At 39.1% G+C, this 21,017-nt stretch carries 19 protein-coding genes; 12 read left to right on the forward strand and 7 right to left on the reverse strand.

Annotation, left to right across the window (positions count from 1 at the left end):
* The first annotated feature begins 60 nt into the window (after nt 1-60).
* Together BMX18_RS06335 and BMX18_RS06340 are read left to right on the forward strand one after the other, a co-directional pair.
* Nucleotides 61-1,494, forward strand: a complete 1,434-nt coding sequence (locus BMX18_RS06335) for an isopeptide-forming domain-containing fimbrial protein (RefSeq protein ID WP_093815795.1) — start codon at nt 61-63, stop codon at nt 1,492-1,494.
* A 173-nt stretch (nt 1,495-1,667) separates the two neighbouring features.
* Nucleotides 1,668-2,498, forward strand: a complete 831-nt coding sequence (locus tag BMX18_RS06340; RefSeq protein ID WP_093815672.1) for a class C sortase — start codon at nt 1,668-1,670, stop codon at nt 2,496-2,498.
* 23 nt (nt 2,499-2,521) lie between these two features.
* On the opposite strand, the gene treR is transcribed toward BMX18_RS06340, so the two are convergent.
* Nucleotides 2,522-3,241 carry a trehalose operon repressor gene (treR, locus tag BMX18_RS06345; protein WP_093815674.1) on the reverse strand — a complete coding sequence of 240 codons (720 nt, stop codon included), beginning with the start codon at nt 3,239-3,241 and terminating at the stop codon, nt 2,522-2,524.
* Nucleotides 3,242-3,436: 195 nt separating this feature from the next.
* On the opposite strand from treR, the gene treP reads away from it, so the two are divergent.
* Complete coding sequence (gene treP, locus BMX18_RS06350; RefSeq protein ID WP_093815676.1) at nt 3,437-5,413, forward strand: PTS system trehalose-specific EIIBC component; 1,977 nt, start codon at nt 3,437-3,439, stop codon at nt 5,411-5,413.
* Nucleotides 5,414-5,424: 11 nt separating this feature from the next.
* Complete coding sequence (gene treC, locus BMX18_RS06355; protein ID WP_093815678.1) at nt 5,425-7,065, forward strand: alpha,alpha-phosphotrehalase; 1,641 nt, start codon at nt 5,425-5,427, stop codon at nt 7,063-7,065.
* Here the strand turns inward: treC and BMX18_RS06360 are convergent.
* The 4 genes from BMX18_RS06360 to rpmF all read right to left on the reverse strand — a co-directional run bounded on the left by BMX18_RS06360 (nt 7,051) and on the right by rpmF (nt 8,457).
* On the reverse strand, nt 7,051-7,377 hold the full coding sequence (locus tag BMX18_RS06360) for a hypothetical protein (RefSeq protein ID WP_093815680.1): 327 nt from the start codon (nt 7,375-7,377) through the stop codon (nt 7,051-7,053). The two genes, treC and BMX18_RS06360, sit on opposite strands and share 15 nt — an antisense overlap.
* 98 nt (nt 7,378-7,475) lie before the next feature.
* The gene (locus BMX18_RS06365) at nt 7,476-8,012 is read right to left on the reverse strand and encodes a 2'-5' RNA ligase family protein (protein WP_093815682.1); all 537 of its coding nucleotides are present in this window, start codon (nt 8,010-8,012) and stop codon (nt 7,476-7,478) included.
* 102 nt (nt 8,013-8,114) lie between these two features.
* On the reverse strand, nt 8,115-8,264 hold the full coding sequence (gene rpmG, locus BMX18_RS06370; protein ID WP_002262412.1) for a 50S ribosomal protein L33: 150 nt from the start codon (nt 8,262-8,264) through the stop codon (nt 8,115-8,117).
* Between the two features lie 16 nt (nt 8,265-8,280).
* Nucleotides 8,281-8,457 (reverse strand): 50S ribosomal protein L32, encoded by a 177-nt coding sequence (gene rpmF, locus BMX18_RS06375; RefSeq protein WP_003066947.1) that lies wholly within the window; start codon nt 8,455-8,457, stop codon nt 8,281-8,283.
* A gap of 288 nt (nt 8,458-8,745) precedes the next feature.
* Here rpmF and hisS point away from each other — a divergent pair, with 288 nt between their 5' ends.
* From hisS to BMX18_RS06400, 5 genes are all read left to right on the forward strand, one after another.
* Entirely contained in the window at nt 8,746-10,023 is a 1,278-nt protein-coding gene (gene hisS / locus BMX18_RS06380; protein ID WP_039696129.1) for a histidine--tRNA ligase, read from the forward strand.
* A gap of 156 nt (nt 10,024-10,179) precedes the next feature.
* Nucleotides 10,180-11,928 (forward strand): aspartate--tRNA ligase, encoded by a 1,749-nt coding sequence (gene aspS, locus BMX18_RS06385; RefSeq protein WP_039696130.1) that lies wholly within the window; start codon nt 10,180-10,182, stop codon nt 11,926-11,928.
* Nucleotides 11,928-12,866, forward strand: a complete 939-nt coding sequence (locus tag BMX18_RS06390; protein ID WP_039696131.1) for a YitT family protein — start codon at nt 11,928-11,930, stop codon at nt 12,864-12,866. Before aspS ends, BMX18_RS06390 begins: the two co-directional genes overlap by 1 nt.
* Before the next feature lie 44 nt (nt 12,867-12,910).
* The gene (locus BMX18_RS06395; protein WP_074482318.1) at nt 12,911-13,777 is read left to right on the forward strand and encodes a YitT family protein; all 867 of its coding nucleotides are present in this window, start codon (nt 12,911-12,913) and stop codon (nt 13,775-13,777) included.
* A gap of 103 nt (nt 13,778-13,880) precedes the next feature.
* Nucleotides 13,881-15,299, forward strand: coding sequence for a prolyl oligopeptidase family serine peptidase (locus tag BMX18_RS06400; protein WP_093815684.1), 1,419 nt, complete (start codon nt 13,881-13,883; stop codon nt 15,297-15,299).
* A 28-nt stretch (nt 15,300-15,327) separates the two neighbouring features.
* On the opposite strand, the gene BMX18_RS06405 is transcribed toward BMX18_RS06400, so the two are convergent.
* Together BMX18_RS06405 and argS are read right to left on the reverse strand one after the other, a co-directional pair.
* Nucleotides 15,328-15,621, reverse strand: coding sequence for a bacteriocin immunity protein (locus tag BMX18_RS06405; RefSeq protein ID WP_093815686.1), 294 nt, complete (start codon nt 15,619-15,621; stop codon nt 15,328-15,330).
* 114 nt (nt 15,622-15,735) lie between these two features.
* Entirely contained in the window at nt 15,736-17,427 is a 1,692-nt protein-coding gene (argS, locus tag BMX18_RS06410) for an arginine--tRNA ligase (RefSeq protein ID WP_093815687.1), read from the reverse strand.
* Nucleotides 17,428-17,616: 189 nt separating this feature from the next.
* Here argS and argR point away from each other — a divergent pair, with 189 nt between their 5' ends.
* The 3 genes from argR to mutS are packed head-to-tail and all read left to right on the forward strand — an operon-like array spanning nt 17,617 to nt 20,958.
* The gene (gene argR, locus BMX18_RS06415) at nt 17,617-18,054 is read left to right on the forward strand and encodes an arginine repressor (RefSeq protein ID WP_006531423.1); all 438 of its coding nucleotides are present in this window, start codon (nt 17,617-17,619) and stop codon (nt 18,052-18,054) included.
* A complete protein-coding gene (locus BMX18_RS06420; protein WP_039696136.1) occupies nt 18,051-18,404 on the forward strand; it encodes a YlbF family regulator in 354 nt (117 codons plus the stop codon). Before argR ends, BMX18_RS06420 begins: the two co-directional genes overlap by 4 nt.
* Nucleotides 18,391-20,958, forward strand: a complete 2,568-nt coding sequence (mutS, locus tag BMX18_RS06425; protein ID WP_093815689.1) for a DNA mismatch repair protein MutS — start codon at nt 18,391-18,393, stop codon at nt 20,956-20,958. Before BMX18_RS06420 ends, mutS begins: the two co-directional genes overlap by 14 nt.
* The last annotated feature ends 59 nt before the right edge of the window (nt 20,959-21,017 follow it).

The following is a 21,017-nucleotide window of genomic DNA, read 5'->3' on the forward strand; positions in this document are numbered from 1 at the left end:
CGAAGACGAGTAACTGCCTTGAAGTAAATATTTATATTGATTTAAAGGAAAGGACTTATGATGAAAAAGATTAAATTATTTTTGGCAGCCTTGCTAGCTCTTGTTTTTGCCTTTTCAGCTGGCAAAGCAAAGGCTTATGACATCACTGTTGATAACGGTGGTAATGGCACTTATGAATCGTACCGTATCTTTACAGGAACGTTATCAGAAGATGGAAAAACTCTTTCAAATATTAAATGGGGAGATGGCATTACAGAAACAGGTCGAACTGCTTTACAAGAAAAATACAAAGTGAGTTCTGCCGCAGCTCTTGCTGAAGTGATAGGGGCAGAAGGTTTTACAGTCACTCAAGCAGAAGAATTTGCTAAGGAAGCTGGAAAATACCTTCAAAACGCTGGTGGCTTGACAGACCTTTCAGCGGGGTATTATCTTGTGCAAAATAAAACAGTTGGTAGTAATGAAGCCTACACTAACTATATCTTAGAAGTTGTTGGAAATGTTACTGTAACACCAAAGACTGATATTCCAAGCTTTGAGAAAAAGGTCAAGGATACAAATGATAGTAAAGGTGAGGAGACAGATTGGCAAGATTCAGCTGATTACGATTTTGACGATAGTGTGCCTTTCCAATTGACCGCTACTTTGCCAAGTAATTTCGATAGCTATGAAACTTATTATTTTGAAATTACAGATTCTCTCTCAGATGGTTTAACTTATAACAAAGATGCTAAAATTTATCTTGTAAATGGTAATCAAAAAGACGATGTTACAAAGAACTTTACCATTGAAACTGCTGATGGATTGCATTTTAAAATAGCTAATCTAAAAACTATTTCAGGTGTTACGGCTTCATCTAAAATTGTGGTTGAATACACTGCCACACTTAATAAAAAGGCTGTTATTGGTAAAGTTGGCAACCCAAATACAGCTAAATTGATTTACTCAAACAACCCAAATAGTCGAGGAACTGCTGGTAGTACTACAGAAACACCAGAAGACACCGTAATTGTCTTTACTTATAAAGTTGTTGTCAACAAAGTTGACGAAAACAGTAAACCTTTGGCAGGTGCTGGATTTACCCTTTTCAAAAAAGTTGCTGATGCTTGGAAGGAAGTTAAGACAATCTCAGCTAGCGAAGCAACAACATTTACCTTCTCAGGTCTTGACGATGGTAGTTACAAACTTTCAGAAACAACCACTCCAGATGGTTACAATAAAATTGATGATGTTGAATTCACAGTAACCGCAGAGCATGATACCTTATCAGACAATCCTGCTTTGACCTCTCTTTCAGGAGATGCAGCCAGTGGTGAGCTTGCTTTTACGGCAGCAGTTACTGAAGGTAGTTTGTCAACTGATATTATCAACCAAAAAGGAGCACGTCTACCATCAACTGGTGGTAAAGGAACAGCACTCCTTTACGTGCTAGGTTCGGCACTTATTTTGGTTGCTGGTATCCTGTTAGTAACCAAAAAACGTATGGATACTAAGTAATAATAGGCTCTAGTTTTATCGTAGGAAGTCAATAAAGCAAGGTTATTTATCAGCGTTAACACTTTACACCAAGGACTGTTTTTGTAAAGTTCTTGTTTACAACCTTGTCAACTTGATAGTGGGAGTGATTGGTTACAGTCACTCCCTTTCCTATTTTTAGAAAGAAAAATGTAATGCGATTTAGAAAATTCAAAGAGAATTTTGCTACAGCTATATTGATTAGTTTGCTACTAGTTGGTTTGTCCTTGGTTTTGTATCCGACAGTTAGTGATTATTGGAATTCATTTCATCAGTCAAAAGCAGTAGCTTCTTATTTGCAAGATGTTGAGGATATGGAAGAGAGTAAAAAGGATAGTTTGCGAGAAGAGGCGCGTGTCTATAATGAAAAACTTCCTCAAAACGTGACACCGAGTTTACAGGTAAGTGGGTACGACAAAACTCTTTACAATGAAACTTTCAAGGTATCAAAATCAGGGATTATGGCTTACATTGAGATACCAAAGTTAAATACCACACTTCCTATTTATCACGGGACAGACGAGACTGTTTTGCAAGTAGCTATTGGTCATATTCCGGGAACATCTTTTCCTATAGGAGGAAAAGGTAGTCATGCGGTGGTTTCTGGTCATAGAGGCTTGCCATCAGCAAGATTGTTTACAGATATTGATCATTTGGTAGAAGGAGATATATTCTTAATTCAGGTTTTAGATGAAACGTTGACTTATCAAGTAGATCAAATATTGACGGTGCTTCCGCAGGAAGTTTCAGCATTACGGATTGACCCAAATCAGGATTATGTCACTCTAATTACCTGTACGCCTTACGGCGTCAACACTCACCGTCTTTTGGTGCGGGGACATCGTGTAGCAACACTAAAAAATGACGTGAGAGTCGTTTCGGAAGCTAGCCAAGTAGAAACATTACTAGTTGCTCCAGTAATTGCAGTATGTATCTTTATCGTGATGTTACTAAGCGTGATGTTTTATCGGAAATGTCGACAATAAAAACTAGTTAGCTTTTTGGCTGACTAGTTTTTTTCGTTAGTTCGTGTGGCAAAATCGACAAAACGGAATTTTTCAAGTTTATGTCGGCTTTCAGTGAGTTGGAATTGTTGTTTATTGGCTAGGTAGACTTTTGATTTGACAGAGACGACATGGTGCTCGGCGCCGATGTCTAGTAACAACTTGTCGCGGTCGTTGAGCTGGTCAATGGTGATTTCCTTTTGAGCGTAAGCAATCAGCAGGTGCAATTGTTTTTCAAGGTATTGATAAATCGATTGTTGGGCAATTTCTCGTGTCATGTTAGGCACGATTGCCTTATCTAGGTAGTCGATATCAAGGACAGAAGCTGTGCCATCAACCACGCGCTGGCGAATCACGCGCCAAACTAAACTATTCTTTTTAAAACCAGTCAGCGCAGCTAATTTTTCATCGACAATCAGTTTATCAATTGAAATGACATTGGTTTTGGAATCAATGCCATAACTATCAACCAGCTCTTTATAGCTTGTGAGTTGTGAAACTGGAAAATCAATGGTTTCACGCTTGATGACTTGTGAGCCAGAACCGTGAATTTTTTGAATCAAACCAGCTTCTGCTAGTAAACTCAAGGCTTTCCGGATAGTGTCACGACTCATGTGGTAAGTCTGGGTCAATTCATTTTCTGTTGGTAGAAAGTCACCAGCTTGATAATGACCTGATGTAATTTCGTGTTCAATTTGTTTAAAAATTTGTTCGTATTTTTTCATGATATTTTTTGAAAATCTCTGTAATTTTAAAAGTTGTTTTTAAATTACCATACAACTTAGGGAATTTCAAGAAATTTTGGATGGATTTTAGCCAAACAACTTGCCTACAAAATAGAAACCGATTACAATGTTTTTTGTAAAGAAAGCTAGCGACTATTTATAGACTAACGAAGGAGTCGGTTTTACCGAAGACATATGGGAAAATTTGATCGAGATGCCCGTGAGATGCTAGAAGCTATTGGCGGGAAAGAAAATATTGCAGCAGTCACACACTGTGCGACACGGATGCGTTTTGTCTTAAATGACGAGAGTAAAGCAGATATTAAGCGTTTGGAAGCTATTCCTGCAGTTAAAGGAACCTTTACCAATGCAGGGCAGTTTCAAGCCATTATTGGAAATGATGTTCCTATTTTTTACAATGATTTCACAGCCATTTCTGGCATTGAAGGTGTGTCAAAAGAAGCTGCCAAATCAGCTGCGCAGAAGAATCAAAATTGGATTCAACGTGCGTTATCAATGTTAGCTGAGATTTTCACACCAATCATTCCAGCCATTATTGTCGGTGGGTTGATTCTAGGATTTCGTAATATTTTAGAAGGTGTGGAGTGGTCAGCTCTAAATGGGAAAACGATTGTTGAAGTTTCTCAATTCTGGTCAGGGGTTAATTCATTTCTTTGGTTGCCAGGTGAAGCTATTTTCCATTACTTGCCAGTAGGAATTGTTTGGTCGGTGACTCGTAAGATGGGAACTAGCCAAATTTTGGGGATTGTTCTCGGGATTTGCTTAGTGTCACCAAATCAACTCTTGAATGCTTACAGCGTGGCAAGTACACCAGCTGCCGAAATTGCATCAAACTGGTCATGGGATTTTGGGTTCTTTACGATAGAAAAGATCGGTTACCAAGCTCAAGTGATTCCAGCGCTTTTAGCTGGTTTGTCTCTGGCTTATCTGGAACGTTTTTGGCGTAAATACATTCCAGAAGTGGTTTCAATGATTTTTGTACCGTTCTTGTCATTGATTCCAGCACTGATTTTGGCGCACACTGTTCTTGGACCAGTTGGTTGGACAATTGGTAAAGGAATTTCAGCGGTTGTTCTTGCTGGATTGACAGGACCTGTGAAATGGCTCTTTGGTGCTATCTTTGGTGCACTTTATGCACCGCTTGTTATCACTGGTTTGCATCACATGACTAATGCCATTGATACGCAGTTGATTGCAGACGCAGGTGGAACTGGCCTTTGGCCAATGATTGCTTTGTCAAATATCGCTCAAGGGTCAGCTGTTTTAGCCTTCTATTTCATGAACCGTCATGATGAACGTGAAGCGCAAATTTCATTGCCAGCAGCGATTTCAGCTTATCTTGGTGTGACAGAACCAGCCCTTTTCGGGGTTAACTTGAAGTATGTTTACCCATTTGTTGCCGGTATGATTGGTTCAGGTATTGCAGGTCTTTTCTGTACAAGCTTTAATATCACAGCTAATGCCATTGGTATCGGAGGACTTCCAGGCATTCTATCTATTCAAGCAAAATACATGGGGCTTTTTGCAATCAATATGCTGATTGCGATTGTTGTACCATTTATGCTGACTTACTTTTTCCGTAAAAGTAGTATCCTTACAAAAGCTGAAGACGAGTTAAAAGGTGGCCAAGCAACACAAGCACAAGCTGTCGTTGCTGCTAAGAAAGATGCAGAAGTTCCAGCTGGTACTGTTCTTGCAATTCAAAGTCCACTTCTTGGACATGCTAAAAGTTTGAGCCAAGCACCAGACCCTGTTTTTGCCCAAGGAGTCATGGGGCAAGGCCTTGTGATTGAACCGCTTGAAGGAGAATTGGTAGCGCCAGTTGCTGGTGTGGTTTCAGCCATTTTCCTAACAAAACACGCTATTGGATTGATTTCTGATGAAGGTGTAGAACTTTTAATGCACATTGGTATGGATACGGTCAATCTTGATGGCAAAGGCTTTACAGCCCATGTCAAGCAAGGTGACCAAGTAGCTGTAGGCGATGCTTTGATTAGCTTTGATATTGAGATGATTAAGGCTGCTGGTTATTCAGTTGACACACCTGTCATTGTTACAAATCAAAATGATTTTCAAACAGATGTAACGAGAGAATTGCCATGTGATGTCAAACGAGGTGAGACCATTTTCACCGCAAGTAAATTATCATAAAGGAGTAAAAAGTGACCTTTGATAAAAGAAAAGTCGTGTACCAGATTTATCCAAAATCTTATAAAGACACGACTGGAAATGGTGTAGGTGATTTGCGAGGAATTATCGAAAAATTACCTTACCTAGAAGAGTTAGGTGTTGATGTCATTTGGCTCAACCCATTTTATCCAAGCCCGCAACGTGATAACGGCTACGATATTTCAGATTATACAGCTGTAAATCCCTTATTTGGGACTATGGCTGATTTTGAAGAGCTGGTAGAAGAAGCCAAGAGTCATGGGATTGAGTTGATGCTAGATATGGTTTTGAATCATTGTTCGACAGAGCATAAGTGGTTTCAAAAAGCTTTAGCGGGTGACAAGTACTATCAAGATTTCTTCATTTTACGTGATCATCCTACGAATTGGGTGTCAAAATTTGGCGGTAATGCTTGGGCACCGTTTGGTGATACTGGAAAATATTACCTGCATTTATTTGATGTGACACAGGCGGATTTGAATTGGCGCAACCCACATGTTCGCAAAGAATTGTTTAAAGTGGTTAATTTCTGGCGGAGTAAAGGTGTTAAAGGCTTTCGCTTTGATGTGATTAACTTGATTGGTAAAGATGAAGAGTTGAAAGATAATGATGCTTTTGATGGTAAGCCAGAATACACTGACCGTCCAATTGCTCATGAGTATTTAAAAATGTTGAATCAAGCAACATTTGGTCAAGATGAGGATGGTATGACTGTGGGTGAGATGAGTTTTACCAATACTGAAAACTGCATCCAATACAGCAATCCAGCTAGTCATGAATTAGACATGGTCTTTAATTTCCATCATCTCAAGGTCGATTATGACAATGGTCAAAAATGGACCTTAAAGCTGTTTGATTTTGAAGAGTTAAAATCACTATTTCACACTTGGGGCGATGACATGAGCCAAGGTGGTGGCTGGTCAGCTCTCTTTTGGAACAATCACGACCAACCGCGTGCTCTTAACCGTTTTGTGGATATCGAGCACTTCCGTAAGGAAGGAGCAACCATGCTTGCAGCAGCCATTCATTTATCGCGTGGCACACCATACATCTACATGGGTGAGGAAATTGGCATGCTTGACCCTGATTACGATAGCATGGCAGATTACGTCGACGTGGAGAGTTTGAATGCTTATCAAAGCTTGCTGGAATCTGGCAAGTCTGAAGCAGAAGCATTTGCAATTATTCGTGCAAAATCCCGTGACAATAGCCGAGTTCCCATGCAATGGGATGCTTCTGAAAATGCTGGCTTTTCAACTGGCACGCCATGGCTAAAAGCAGGAAAAACTTATCCTGACATTAACGTCGAAAATGAAAAAAGCGGACCGATTTTCACTTTCTATCAAGAATTGATTAAGCTTAGAAAAGCCATGCCAATTATTGCTGAAGGTGATTATCAGTCAGCTTACCAAAATCATCCAAATATTTATGCTTTTGAACGTCATTTAGGCGATGAAAATCTATTAGTTTTAAATAACTTTTTTGCTAAGGATGTTACTATTGATTTGCCTGAAAGTTATCAGACTGGCAAAGTGCTACTAAGCAATTACCCAGACACAAAACTCTCAGACAAAATCACTCTAAAACCCTATCAAACTCTGGCCATTTATCAAGAAAAATCAACTAGCAAATAGAAGAACTGCAAAAATAGCGATGACAACAATAAGAGCTAGCAGAAAAATAATTTTACCAGCAGGGCTGTGTGGATTGATAGATGCCCCAAAGCTTCTCAAGCGTGTTAGGTCATCTCTTTTTTCAAATTGCTGGCATTCATATCGATAGGCAGAGACAAGAAGTCCAAGAAGGGTAAGACAGAAGCCGCATGAAATGATTTTTAGACCAAAAGGCGATAACGATTTGCCAAATACTGCAGCAACTATAAAGAAAAAAATAGACAACACTAAAAAAATGAGAACAGGTCCTCTTTTATCCTGACTAGTTTTCATAAAACCTCCCCAAAATAACCTTTTTCCTCATTATAGCATTAATTAGTTTAGACAATAAAAATTACCTCCCTCAAGCTCTTACTTGGGGGAGATTGTTTTTATGAGAATGTTTTTTGAAAAATATCTTGAACTTGATTGTCAGGTGTAATAGAAATTAGTTTTATTCCCATTATCTTTCCTTCAGAAAGTGATAAGTGCTTCAGACAATAATGATAAGTCTTAGCCATCTTATCTTCAGCAATTCGGTTAGCAATTGTAAGATGTGGAACCCAGTTATTGGGTGAGTAAAGCGAGTCCTTGCTGAGAGAATCACTTAATTGCTGATGGATATCAAAATGAAGTTTACTCATCTGTGGAGTTTTTATAGGGCTAAGAAAAATGATATTAGCATTGATAAAAGAACCAATAGATGTAAACGAAATATCAATTGGCTTATCAGGAAGTGTTAAAGTTTCTAGCCCTTTTATGATATCGTCTTTGGTGGTGCCTTCGTCAAATGATGCTAAGGTAATATGTGGCTCTCTATCTGTTACTTCGTAAGCGTATTGAGATAATTGGGCATCACTTAGCTCTTTCCAAAACTCTTTAATAGTCGCTTGTAGGTTATCATCCAACGTCATAATAAGTGCAAACATATCTCCACATCCCTTTAAGTATTTTAGGTAATATTATATCATCTTTTGAAAGACAATAAAAAACCACTTTAGCAAATAAGCTAAAGTGGTTTTTGTATTCAATTATTTAACCTCAGTAAAGATTACGTGTTTACGCAATTTTGGTGAGTATTTTTTCAATTGAAGACGGTCTGGAGTGTTACGTTTGTTTTTTGAAGTAAGGTACAAGCGTTCACCAGATTCTTTGTGTTCAAGTGTAATATTTACGCGCATGGTATCTCCCTTCTAATTATTTAGCTGCTTTAGCGATTTTACGTCCTTTGTAGTATCCTTTAAGTGATACACGGTGAGAACGTGAGTAATCTCCAGTAGTTTCGTCAAATTTAACTGATGGAGCAGTCAATTTGTAGTGTGTACGACGTTTGTTTTTCTTCGCTTTTGAAGTGTGACGTGCAGGTACTGCCATGTTTTATTTCCTCCGATAATATTTTTAATTTGTTCTTGATTTTGAATCAACTTTAACATAATAACATATCTTTTTTGTAAAGTAAAGTTACTTGACAAAAAAATTGAAAAAGTTGGCAATTTAACGTTTTCAGGCAAGTTGTGCTTTAATAAAATACGAAAAATAAATAGTCCCTTCTTCTTTAGCTGCCCTTTTTATGATAAAATAAAGAGTGATTGAATAGCTACAATAGTAGAAAGGAATTAATGGGCTGAATTTGCAAAAATTTGGTGCCGGTATATCTTATTTATGAAATTACAAAAACCTAAAGGAACACAAGATATTTTACCTAGCGAAAGCGCTAAATGGCAATATGTCGAAGCTGTTGCACGTGAAACCTTCAAAAAATACAACTACAGTGAAATTCGTACACCAATGTTCGAACATTACGAAGTTATCAGTCGTTCAGTCGGTGATACAACTGATATCGTAACAAAAGAAATGTATGATTTCCATGATAAAGGTGACCGCCATATCACTTTGCGTCCAGAAGGAACAGCGCCAGTGGTTCGTTCTTTTGTGGAAAATAAATTATTTGCACCAGAAGTTCAAAAACCAGTTAAAATGTACTACATTGGCTCAATGTTCCGTTACGAACGTCCACAAGCTGGTCGTTTACGTGAATTCCACCAAGTCGGTGTTGAGTGTTTTGGTTCAGCAAATCCAGCTACAGACGTTGAAACAATCGCTATGGCTTACCAATTGTTCCAAACATTGGGCATTAAAGATGTCACACTTCACTTGAACACTCTAGGAAGTGCTGCTAGCCGTGCTGCTTACCGTCAAGCTTTGATTGATTATTTAACACCAATGCGTGACAAATTGTCAGCAGATAGCCAACGTCGTTTGGATGAAAACCCACTTCGTGTTCTTGACTCAAAAGAAAAAGAAGATAAAGTAGCTGTTGAAAATGCGCCATCAATCCTTGATTACCTTGATGAAGAAAGTCAAGCTCACTTTGATGCCGTGCGTGAAATGCTTGAAACACTTAACATCCCATATGTAATTGATACTAATATGGTTCGTGGACTTGACTACTACAACCACACTATCTTTGAATTCATCACAACTGTTGATAAATCTGAGTTGACAATCTGTGCAGGTGGTCGCTACGATAGCCTTGTTGAATACTTTGACGGACCAGAAACACCTGGATTTGGTTTTGGACTTGGTCTTGAACGTTTGCTTCTTATCTTGGACAAACAAGGTATTGAATTACCAGTTGAAAAAGAAATGGATGCCTATATTGCTGTCTTGGGACAAGGTGCTAACATTAAAGCTTTGGAATTGGTACAAGCTATTCGTAACCAAGGCTTCTCAGCTGAACGTGATTACCTTGGACGCAAGATTAAAGCACAATTCAAATCAGCTGACGCTTTCAATGCCAAAACAGTCATTACATTAGGTGAAAGCGAAATCGAAGCAGGTCAAGTCACTGTTAAAAATAATAAAACACGTGAAGAAGTTTCAGTCAGCTTCGCGGATATCGAAACAAACTTTGCAGAAATCCTTGCTAAATTAAGCTAAGAAAGCAAACTTTGCAAAAAGTTATGAGCTCTTTGTTAATGAAAAGGCTTAATGAGAAAAGAATTTGAAAAACTCCCCCCACATGGGTGGGGTTTTTCTTTGCTTTTTGCTATAATAGATGGGAATGAATAAATTTAAAACGGAGAATCATATCAAATGAAACGTACAATGTATGCTGGTCGTGTTCGCAGCGAACACATTGGCCAAGAAATTACTCTAAAAGGTTGGGTCGGACGTCGTCGTGACCTCGGTGGACTTATTTTCATCGATCTTCGTGACCGCGAAGGTATCATGCAATTAGTCATCAACCCAGAGAAAGTTTCAAGTGATGTTATGGCAACTGCAGAAAGCCTTCGTAACGAATTCGTTATCGAAGTAACTGGTGTCGTTGCACAACGTGAACAAGAAAACACTAACTTGCCAACTGGTGCTGTTGAATTGAAAGTATCAGCATTGACAGTTTTGAACACCGCTAAAACAACACCATTTGAAATCAAAGATGATGTGGAAGTTAGCGATGATAACCGTCTTCGTTACCGTTACTTGGATCTTCGTCGTCCAAAAATGCTTAACAATTTCAAATTGCGTGCCAAAGTAACTCACTCAATCCGTAACTACTTGGATGGTTTAGAGTTTATCGATGTTGAAACACCAATGTTGACAAAATCAACTCCAGAAGGTGCGCGTGACTACTTGGTACCAAGTCGTGTGAACCAAGGTCATTTCTACGCTTTGCCACAAAGTCCACAAATTACAAAACAATTATTGATGAACGCTGGTTTTGACCGCTACTATCAAATCGTTAAATGTTTCCGTGACGAAGACTTGCGTGGTGACCGTCAACCTGAATTTACACAGGTCGATATGGAAACTTCATTCTTGTCAGACAAAGATATCCAAGATATCACTGAAGGAATGATTGCTAAAGTCATGAAAGACACTAAAGGAATCGACGTTACATTGCCATTCCCACGTATGTCTTATGACGATGCAATGAACAACTACGGTTCAGATAAACCTGATACACGTTTTGAAATGCTTTTACAAGACTTGACAGACCTTGTCAAGGATGTTGACTTCAAAGTCTTCTCACAAGCTCCAGTCGTAAAAGCAATCGTTGTTAAAGGTAATGCAGATAAATACTCACGTAAAAGCATTGATAAATTAACAGAATTCGCAAAACAATTTGGTGCCAAAGGTCTTGCTTGGGTTAAATTTACTGATGGTTCTCTTAACGGACCTGTTGCCAAATTCTTGACAAGTATTGAAGATAAGTTGACAGCAAGTTTACAACTTGAAGACAATGATTTGGTACTTTTCGTTGCTGATACACTTGAAGTAGCTAACAACACACTTGGTGCACTTCGTACACGTATCGCTAAAGAACTTGATATGGTTGACAACTCTAAGTTCAACTTCCTTTGGGTTGTTGATTGGCCAATGTTTGAGTGGTCTGAAGAAGAAGGACGTTACATGTCTGCTCACCACCCATTCACATTGCCGACTGAAGAATCAGCTCACGAATTAGAAGGTGACCTTGCTAAAGTTCGTGCCGTTGCATACGATATCGTTCTTAACGGTTATGAACTCGGTGGTGGTAGCCTACGTATCAACCAACGTGAATTGCAAGAACGTATGTTCAAAGCTCTTGGCTTTACAGCTGAAGAAGCAGCTGACCAATTTGGTTTCTTGCTAGAAGCTATGAATTACGGATTCCCACCACACGGTGGACTTGCTATCGGTCTTGACCGTTTCGTTATGCTTCTTGCTGGTGAAGACAACATTCGTGAAGTTATTGCCTTCCCTAAAAATAACAAAGCAACTGACCCAATGACACAAGCACCTAGCCTTGTTTCAGACAAACAATTAGAAGAATTGGCTTTAGCAACTAAAACTAATAACTAATGATTAAAAAAGCATCTTTAAAAAAGAAAACAAAGTATATCGTTAGCCGTTGGGCTAAGAAATATGGCCTTTTAAAAACGATGCAAAGCATTTCAAGAGAGAAGTACGCGGAAAAAATTTCCGCTTCTCTTTTTTATGGTTTGCTTTCAGCTATCGCGGTAAACTTCTTCTTCCAACCAGGACATGTCTATTCAAGTGGCGCAACTGGTTTGGCACAGGTTTTGTCAGCGATTAGCGAGCGTTTGATTGGTTTTAGATTACCGATTTCTATCGTTTTTTATGCCATTAATTTGCCGCTATTAATCTTGGCTTGGTATAAAATTGGTCATAAATTTACCGTTTTTACTCTGATTACAGTTTCTATGAGTTCATTCTTCATCCAAATTGTTCCAGAGATTACCCTAACAACTGATCCACTTGTCAATGCTATTTTTGGTGGTTTGGTTATGGGTACTGGTGTTGGATTTAGTTTGAAATCACGTATTTCCAGTGGTGGTACTGACATCGTCAGCTTGACCATTCGTAAAAAAACAGGACGTGATGTCGGAAGCATTTCCCTTATGGTAAATGGCGTCATCATGATTTTTGCGGGCATCCTATTTGGTTGGCAGTATGCCCTTTACTCAATGGTGACTATTTTCGTCTCAAGTCGTGTGACGAATGCGATTTTCACAAAACAAAAGAAAATGCAGGCAATGATTGTAACCAGCTGCCCAGAAAAAGTTATCGCTATGATTCACACTAAACTTCATCGTGGTGTGACACAGATAAATAATGCTGAGGGAACTTACAATCATGAAAAGAAAGCAGTTCTGCTAGCTATTATTACTCGTGAAGAGTACAATGATTTCAGATATTTGATGAGGAAAACAGATCCTAAGGCCTTTGTTTCGGTTGCTGAAAATGTTCATATTATTGGACGTTTTGTTGATGACTAACCTTTTGATTAATTTCCAATAATCAGTTTTAGGAGGAGTGTAATATGGCTCAAAAGCTTAGACAAGTACGAAGCCTATTGTTGATTGCTCTTGGTGTAGCAATGTATACCTTTGGTTTTGTTAAATTTAATATGGCAAACGCTCTTGCTGAAGGTGGCGTTGCAGGGGTAACCTTGATTATCCATGCACTTTATAAAATTGACCCAGCTTATACTTCTCTCATTTTAAATGTTCCTTTGTTTATCATGGGAGCTAGAGTTTTGGGGCGAAAATCATTAGCCTTGACCATTTATGGGACAGTTTTACTTTCCTTCTTTATCTGGTTTTGGCAACAAGTACCAGTGAAAATTGTGCTGCAAAATGACATGATGTTGGTTGCTGTTGTTGCTGGTTTATTTGCTGGTGCAGGTAGTGGATTGGTTTTCCGATATGGTGCAACGACAGGTGGTACAGATATCATTGGACGCGTGATTGAAGAAAAATTTGGCTTTAAATTAGGTCAAACGCTTCTATTTGTGGATGCTCTTGTATTGACAGCGTCACTTGTTTACATTGATTTACAACACATGCTTTACACTTTGGTAGCAAGTTTTGTGTACAGTCAAGTGCTAACAATTGTGCAAAATGGTGGTTATACAGTACGTGGTATGATTATCATTACCCAAAAATCGCAAGAAGCTGCGGATGCTATTTTGAATGGTATTAACCGTGGTGTCACTTACCTAAATGGACAAGGGGCTTACTCAGGAAATGAAAAAAATATCTTGTACGTTGTTTTGAATCCAGGTGAAGTTCGTGATGTCAAAGCTATCATGGCTGATTTGGACCCAGATGCTTTTATTTCCATTATAGATGTTGACGAAGTTGTTTCTTCTGACTTTAAAATCAGAAGAAAGAACTACGATAAATAGTCAAAAAGACGAGGTGATTTCACCCGTCTTTTTTTTGATTGACATAAGTGCGGAAAATTCATAAACTAAAGAAAACGATTACAATGTATAGGAGTGATTTGAGATGGCAAAAAGAATTAATGTCACAATTGCCAAAGTTTCCATGATTATTAAAGGTTATGAATGTGGACCAGGTGTTCCAAAACTTTTGGTACAGTTAACGCATAAAGTGTCAGGAGTTGTTGCTGATAAGCTCCTAGTCAGGACTGCAGGTAAAGAACGTCAGATTAGTAGAGTGTACTTGTCAGATGATAAGGGACAAGAAGTCAGCAGTGCCAGTGAGTATCTAGTTATCAAAATGCCAGTGACTTTTGATAGTCAGAAAAATGCAGCTATAGCTTGTCCATTTTATTACAATCTAGAAACCTTGCATAACACTTGGTTGGAAGATTATCCAGTTACTATAAATGGATTAGAGGTAATTTGTGACGGTGAAGTGGCTGAACTATCTGGAAGCTATGATATTATTCATAACCGTCTATCACCTGATACTGATGTCTTTAATAAGCGTGGCTTTTATTCTGGGACTTACCTCAATCCATTAACGAAGCAAACAGAAAAACTCACCCTTCATTATGTGGCTTACGAGCCTAAGCGCTTAAAATCGGGAGAAAGTTTTCCTTTGTTAATCTGGCTGCATGGTCAAGGTGAAGGTGGGGTAGACACGGACATTACCCTTCTTGGAAATGAAGTTGTAGCTCTTGCAAGACCTGAGATTCAATCGCATTTTTCAACAAATGGTCAAAAAGGACTTTATGTTTTAGCGGTTCAAACCCCAACATATTGGATGGATGAGGGCGATGGGACCAATGGTGCTGGCGCTGGCGATTCGCGTTACACAGAGATTCTGATGGATATCATCAAAAATTATGTTGCGAGTACGCCTGCTGTGGATACCAATCGCATTTACCTAGCAGGTTGTTCAAATGGTGGCTACATGACGATTAATCTTGCTATTTCAAATTCTGGTTATTTTGCGGCTCTAGTTCCTCAAGCGGCAGCCTATTCTTATTATCAATATGAGAGAAACGCTGATGGTTCATACGCCATTTCACCTTTTTCTAATAGCTTCATTCGTAAAGATGCCCTTTATTTTGATGAGAAAAAAATGCTAGCGCTAAAAGAGACACCAATGTGGTTTATTCACGCAGCCAACGACACTATTGTCAATCCAAAGGATTATTCATTGCCTATTTATAAGACTTTGCTAGATAGTGGAGATGAGAACAAGTGGTTTTCTTACTTTGAAAGTGTCGAGGGAACAGACATGCAAGGTGTCTCTTACATTGGGCATTTGTCTTGGATTTATTTCTTTAAAGACCAAGTGTCAGGGGTGCAGGATATCTCTGCTATCAAAAGTGCGAAAGATTTATCAGGCTTTTCTCCAAGCAATAAAGGAAAAGGCGGCACAAGCACAGCTAAGGTCTCAGGGAAAACCTATCACAATATCTTTGATTGGTTAAATGACCAGAAGAAAGCATAATAAAAGACCGTTAAAACGGTCTTTTTGACTATGGATGAAAGAGGCTGCCTAGCATAATAGCAGTAGCGGCATGACCTTTATATTTTTCAGGGCTGTCAGCAATTTCTTTGTAAAGTGCTGTAATTTCAGGTGATGTCTTGAGTTTATGCGTTAGCAAATATATAGAAATGGCGTGAGCCAGTTTGGTACGTGCTAGTTGATCGTGTTCGTTCTTTTCCAAATCTTTAGCAAGTGCAAAGATGTCTGTTTTTAGAGGTTCGCTATCAGGTAAGCTAGCATAAGCTTTACTGAGCATTTCCATGAGATGATTTTCCCTTGTCATAATAAAAATCTCCTTTATGATTATGGCAATAGTTTATTATTTTAGCTCAAAAAGGTCAAGAAAAAAGAGAGTGGACAGATTCCAACTCTCTTTTTTATATATTGTCAGAAATGATTACATTTCGTTTGGTGCTTCAACGCCAAGAAGACGAAGGGCTTCTTTAAGAACTGTAGCAGTTGCGTAGCTGAGGGCTAGACGGCTGTCACGTTCTGGGCTTTCGTCAAGGATACGTGTGTGTGCGTAGTATTTGTTGAAGCTTTGTGCAAGGCTGATAGCGAATTTTGCAATGATTGATGGTTCAAAGTTGTCAGCTGCACGTTTGATAATGCGTGGGAAGTCTTGGATAAGTTTCACAATTTCCCAGCTTTCAGCATCATCAAGGCTGTAAACGTCGTTTACAGATGGTGTAAACTCGGCTTTACGAAGGATTGATTGGATACGAGCGTGAGCGTATTGCACGTAAGGTCCAGTTTCACCTTCAAATGATACCATAGCGTCAAGGTCGAAGTCGTAACCGTTCAAACGATCTGTTTTCAAATCGTAGAATTTGATAGCGCCGACACCGACAGCATGAGCAACAGCTTCTTTATCAGCAAGGTTAGGGTTTTTAGCGTTGATTTGATCTTCAGCTCGTTTAACAGCTTCAGCGATTGTTGGTTCAAGAAGGATAACGTTACCTTTACGAGTTGAAAGTTTTTTACCTTCTTTAGTAACAAGTCCAAATGGTACGTGAGTGATGTCTTCATTCCATTCGAAATCCATTTCGTTAAGAACGGCTTTCAATTGTTTGAAGTGAGCTGACTGTTCGTTACCAACAACGTAGATAGCTTTGGCAAAGTCGTAAGTACGTTTGCGGTAAAGGGCAGCAGCCAAGTCACGTGTGATGTAAAGTGTCGCACCGTCAGATTTTTTGATAAGGGCTGGGTGTTCGATACCATATTTTTCAAGATTAACGACTTGGGCACCTTGAGATTCTTCAAGAAGTCCTTTTTCTGTCAAGATATCGACAACTTCGTCCATTTTATCGTTGTAGAATGCTTCACCGTTAAAGCTATCAAATGAAACACCAAGTTCATTGTAAAGGCGGTTAAATTCAACAAGACTTTCGTCACGGAACCATTGCCATAGTGAGATAGCTTCTTCGTCGCCTGCTTCCAATTTACGGAACCATTCGCGAGCTTCTTCATCAAGTTCTGGTTGTGTTTCAGCTTCAGCGTTGATACGAACGTAAAGTTTCAAGAGTTCGTCGATTGGGTGAGCTTTAACAGCTTCTTCGTCACCCCATTTTTTGTAGGCAACAATCAACATACCGAATTGTTTACCCCAGTCACCAAGGTGATTGATTTTAACAGCTTTATAACCGAGTTTTTCAAAAATGTTAGCCAAGCTATCACCGATAACAGTTGAACGAAGGTGTCCAATTGAGAATGGTTTAGCGATGTTTGGACTAGACATATCGATAGCAACATTGCGGCCGTGTCCTTCATCCTGGCTAGCGTAGTCGCTTCCGTTTGCGATAACTTGCCCTAGGACATCAGCAGAGATGCTTTTTTTGTCAAGGAAGAAGTTGATGTATGGTCCAACAGCTTCGATTTTTTCAAAACCAGCTGTGTCCATTTTTTCAGCAATTTCTGTTGCAATCATTTGTGGTGCTTTACGAAGGATTCGAGCCAATGAGAATGCTGGAAAGGCAAGGTCCCCCATATCAGAATTTTTTGGCACTTCAAGCAGATTAACAATTTGTTCTTGGTCTAATTCTGGAACAATAGTGTGAATGCGTTCTGCAATTGTACGTTTAGTATCCATGATTTTCTCCTAAATTAGTTAGTCATATTATTTTAACATAAAAATAAGAAATAAACGAGGCAAGTGACAAGAAAACGTTTGAAGGAGAAAAAATTAAGACTTTATAAGGAAGATAGCCCAAGGAAAGGTGAAAAAATTCCATTTTTTTGGTATAATTTTAAGGATAAATATACACAAAGGGAAAGTTAAATGAATAAAATAGAACGTCAAAATCGAATCAAACGTTTGATTCAATCAGGCCATATCGGCACACAAGAGGAAATCAAGCGACATTTGCAGGAAGAAGGCATTAACGTCACTCAAGCGACCTTGTCACGTGACCTTCGTGAAATTGGACTGTTGAAATTGCGCGATGCTTCAGGAAAACTTTACTACAGCTTGTCTGAAACTTCAGAGACAACTTTTGGAGCGAATATCCGTTCATATATCCTAAAGGTGGCTCGTGCAGGTTTCATGTTGGTGTTACATACTAATCTTGGTGAAGCAGATGTTTTAGCCAACTTGATTGACAGCAGCGATATCGCTGAAATTTTAGGAACTGTGGCTGGCGCTGATACTTTGTTGGTCATTTGTAAAGATGAAGAAACAGCAAAAGCTTTTGAAAGTGACTTATCAACAGGCTTATGAGCAACTATGAAGAAGCCGTAGAACGATTGCTAGAAGTCATAAAAAAGCATGATAGCGTCATCGAATTTCAAAAGGCTGAAGAAAAAATAAAGGACTTTCCAGAACTAGAAGAATTGGTCAAAGACATGAAGGCTTACCAGCAGGAAGCTGTGCTTTTTCACAAGATTGATAAAGCGCACGCTGAGAAAAAAGCTGGTGAGCAAGCTGACCAGTTGCAAGAAGAACTATCAGACCTTCCAATTGTCAAAGATTATCGTGCAAAAATGCAGGATGCCAGTGACCTAGTTCAATATATTACAAATAGCTTGGAAACGAAAATTAACGAGGAGTTAAGTAATGGCAAAAGATAAAATTTCTCCAGGCATGCAACAGTATTTGGATGTCAAAAAAGACTATCCAGATGCTTTTTTACTTTTCCGCATGGGAGACTTTTACGAACTATTTTATGAGGATGCTGTTAAGGCGGCACAGATTTTAGAGATTAGTTTAACTAGTCGTAATAAAAATGCTGACAATCCTATTCCGATGGCTGGTGTTCCTTATCATTCAGCCCAACAATACATTGATGTCTTAGTTGAGATGGGGTATAAGGTTGCCATTGCTGAGCAGATGGAAGATCCGAAGCAGGCAGTGGGTGTGGTTAAGCGTGAAGTCGTTCAGGTGATTACACCAGGGACAGCGGTTGATTCTTCTAAGCCAGATAATGCTAATAATTTCTTGGTAGCCATTGATTCAGATGGTAAAACTTTGGGTTTGGCATACATGGATGTGTCAACGGGTGAGTTTTACGCGACAAGTTTGTCTGATTTTACAAGCCTAAAAAGTGAGATTTTAAACCTCAAGGCTCGTGAAATCGTGGTTGGTTATGACCTTTCTGAAGATGAGCAACACAGCTTGGTTAAACAACTCAATCTCTTATTATCGTTTGAGCAAGAGCGCTATGAAGATATGCATTTGATTGACCCGAATTTAACAGCGTTAGAGATTTCTGCTGCTGAAAAATTACTTCAATACGTTCATACGACACAAAAACGTGAACTTAGTCACCTGCAAAAGCTGGTTCACTATGAAATCAAAGACTATCTTCAAATGTCTTATATGACAAAATCAAGTCTTGATTTGCTAGAAAATGCCCGCACAAGCAAGAAGCACGGTAGTCTTTACTGGTTGCTTGATGAAACTAAGACGGCTATGGGGATGCGTTTGTTGCGTAACTGGATTGATCGTCCATTGGTTAATCAAGAACAAATTGAGGAACGCCAAAATATTGTCCAAGTTTTCTTAGACAACTTCTTTGAACGTAGTGATTTGACGGACAGTCTAAAAGGTGTTTATGATATTGAGCGTTTGGCTAGTCGTGTGTCATTTGGAAAAGCCAATCCAAAAGATTTGCTTCAACTTGGTCACACTTTGGGACAAGTGCCAACTATTAAAGCTATCTTGGAATCTTTTGATAGTCCTTACCTTGACAAGCTTGTCAACAGCATTGACACTTTACCAGAGCTAGAGTCATTGATTAGCTCTGCTATTGACCCAGATGCTCAAGCAGTGATTACGGAAGGAAGTATTATCAGAACTGGTTTTGATGAGACTTTGGACAAATATCGTAAAGTCATGCGCGAAGGGACAAGCTGGATTGCTGAGATTGAAGCCAAAGAACGTGCAGCAAGTGGTATTACAAACCTAAAAATTGATTACAATAAAAAAGATGGTTACTATTTCCATGTAACAAATTCTAACCTTTCTTTGGTGCCAGATTACTTCTTCCGTAAAGCAACTTTGAAGAATTCAGAGCGTTTTGGTACGGCAGAATTAGCTAAAATTGAAGGTGAAATGCTTGAGGCGCGTGAGCAATCAGCGAGTCTGGAATACGATATTTTCATGCGCGTTCGCGCACAGGTGGAACGTTATATTTCACGTCTGCAAGATTTGGCAAAAGCTATTTCTACAGTCGATGTTCTGCAAAGTTTGGCAGTGGTTGCGGAAAACAACCATTATGTTCGTCCAAGCTTTAATGATAGCCATGAAATTAAGATTGAAAAAGGTCGCCATGCGGTTGTTGAAAAAGTCATGGGTACGCAAGAATATATCCCAAATACCATCACATTTGGCAGAAATACCAATATTCAGCTGATTACTGGTCCAAATATGAGTGGTAAGTCAACTTATATGCGTCAGTTAGCTTTGACGGTTATCATGGCGCAGATGGGGTCATACGTTGCTGCTGAGAGTGTCAGTCTTCCCGTTTTTGATGCGATTTTCACACGTATTGGTGCGGCGGATGATTTGATTTCAGGTCAATCAACCTTTATGGTGGAAATGATGGAAGCCAACCAAGCTATCAAACGTGCCAGTGAAAAATCTTTGATTCTCTTTGATGAATTGGGACGCGGGACAGCGACTTACGATGGAATGGCTTTAGCACAATCTATCATTGAGTATATCCACGATCACATTGGTGCTAAGACCATGTTTGCAACTCACTATCATGAGTTGACAGCTCTGTCAACGACGTTGACACACCTTGTCAATGTCCATGTTGCAACGCTTGAACGTAATGGTGATGTGACTTTCCTTCATAAAATCGCAGAAGGACCAGCTGACAAATCTTATGGTATTCACGTTGCGAAAATTGCAGGTTTGCCAGAAGATTTGTTGCAACGAGCAGATAGTATTTTAACCAATCTCGAATCAGGTGCTGCGCAGCTTCATTTGACAGCAGAAACTGAAGAGAAAACTCAAGTGAAGGCAGAAGCGGCAGAACCTGTTGCAGAGCAGCTTAGCTTATTTGCAGATGACTCAAGTAACCAAGAAGTGATTGAAGCTCTTAAAAAAGTGGACTTGATGAATCTAACACCAATGCAAGCTATGAATGTCATTTATGAATTGAAAAACATGTTATAAAAGTAAGAGGCAATCTAAAAGCAGATTGCCTTTTTACTTTGTGTTATAATTAAAGGTAA

Origin of the sequence: Streptococcus sp. 45 (assembly GCF_900108865.1) — a bacterium.
GTDB classification, from domain to species: domain Bacteria; phylum Bacillota; class Bacilli; order Lactobacillales; family Streptococcaceae; genus Streptococcus; species Streptococcus ruminicola.

Coding starts and splice junctions, on each gene's coding strand:
- BMX18_RS06335 (WP_093815795.1), top strand. CDS start 61: ATGAAAAAGATTAAATTATTTTTGGCAGCCTTGCTAGCTCTTGTTTTT.
- BMX18_RS06340 (WP_093815672.1), top strand. CDS start 1,668: ATGCGATTTAGAAAATTCAAAGAGAATTTTGCTACAGCTATATTGATT.
- treR (WP_093815674.1), bottom strand. CDS start 3,241: ATGAAAAAATACGAACAAATTTTTAAACAAATTGAACACGAAATTACA.
- treP (WP_093815676.1), top strand. CDS start 3,437: ATGGGAAAATTTGATCGAGATGCCCGTGAGATGCTAGAAGCTATTGGC.
- BMX18_RS06360 (WP_093815680.1), bottom strand. CDS start 7,377: ATGAAAACTAGTCAGGATAAAAGAGGACCTGTTCTCATTTTTTTAGTG.
- BMX18_RS06365 (WP_093815682.1), bottom strand. CDS start 8,012: ATGTTTGCACTTATTATGACGTTGGATGATAACCTACAAGCGACTATT.
- rpmG (WP_002262412.1), bottom strand. CDS start 8,264: ATGCGCGTAAATATTACACTTGAACACAAAGAATCTGGTGAACGCTTG.
- rpmF (WP_003066947.1), bottom strand. CDS start 8,457: ATGGCAGTACCTGCACGTCACACTTCAAAAGCGAAGAAAAACAAACGT.
- hisS (WP_039696129.1), top strand. CDS start 8,746: ATGAAATTACAAAAACCTAAAGGAACACAAGATATTTTACCTAGCGAA.
- aspS (WP_039696130.1), top strand. CDS start 10,180: ATGAAACGTACAATGTATGCTGGTCGTGTTCGCAGCGAACACATTGGC.
- BMX18_RS06390 (WP_039696131.1), top strand. CDS start 11,928: ATGATTAAAAAAGCATCTTTAAAAAAGAAAACAAAGTATATCGTTAGC.
- BMX18_RS06395 (WP_074482318.1), top strand. CDS start 12,911: ATGGCTCAAAAGCTTAGACAAGTACGAAGCCTATTGTTGATTGCTCTT.
- BMX18_RS06400 (WP_093815684.1), top strand. CDS start 13,881: ATGGCAAAAAGAATTAATGTCACAATTGCCAAAGTTTCCATGATTATT.
- BMX18_RS06405 (WP_093815686.1), bottom strand. CDS start 15,621: ATGACAAGGGAAAATCATCTCATGGAAATGCTCAGTAAAGCTTATGCT.
- argS (WP_093815687.1), bottom strand. CDS start 17,427: ATGGATACTAAACGTACAATTGCAGAACGCATTCACACTATTGTTCCA.
- argR (WP_006531423.1), top strand. CDS start 17,617: ATGAATAAAATAGAACGTCAAAATCGAATCAAACGTTTGATTCAATCA.
- BMX18_RS06420 (WP_039696136.1), top strand. CDS start 18,051: ATGAGCAACTATGAAGAAGCCGTAGAACGATTGCTAGAAGTCATAAAA.
- mutS (WP_093815689.1), top strand. CDS start 18,391: ATGGCAAAAGATAAAATTTCTCCAGGCATGCAACAGTATTTGGATGTC.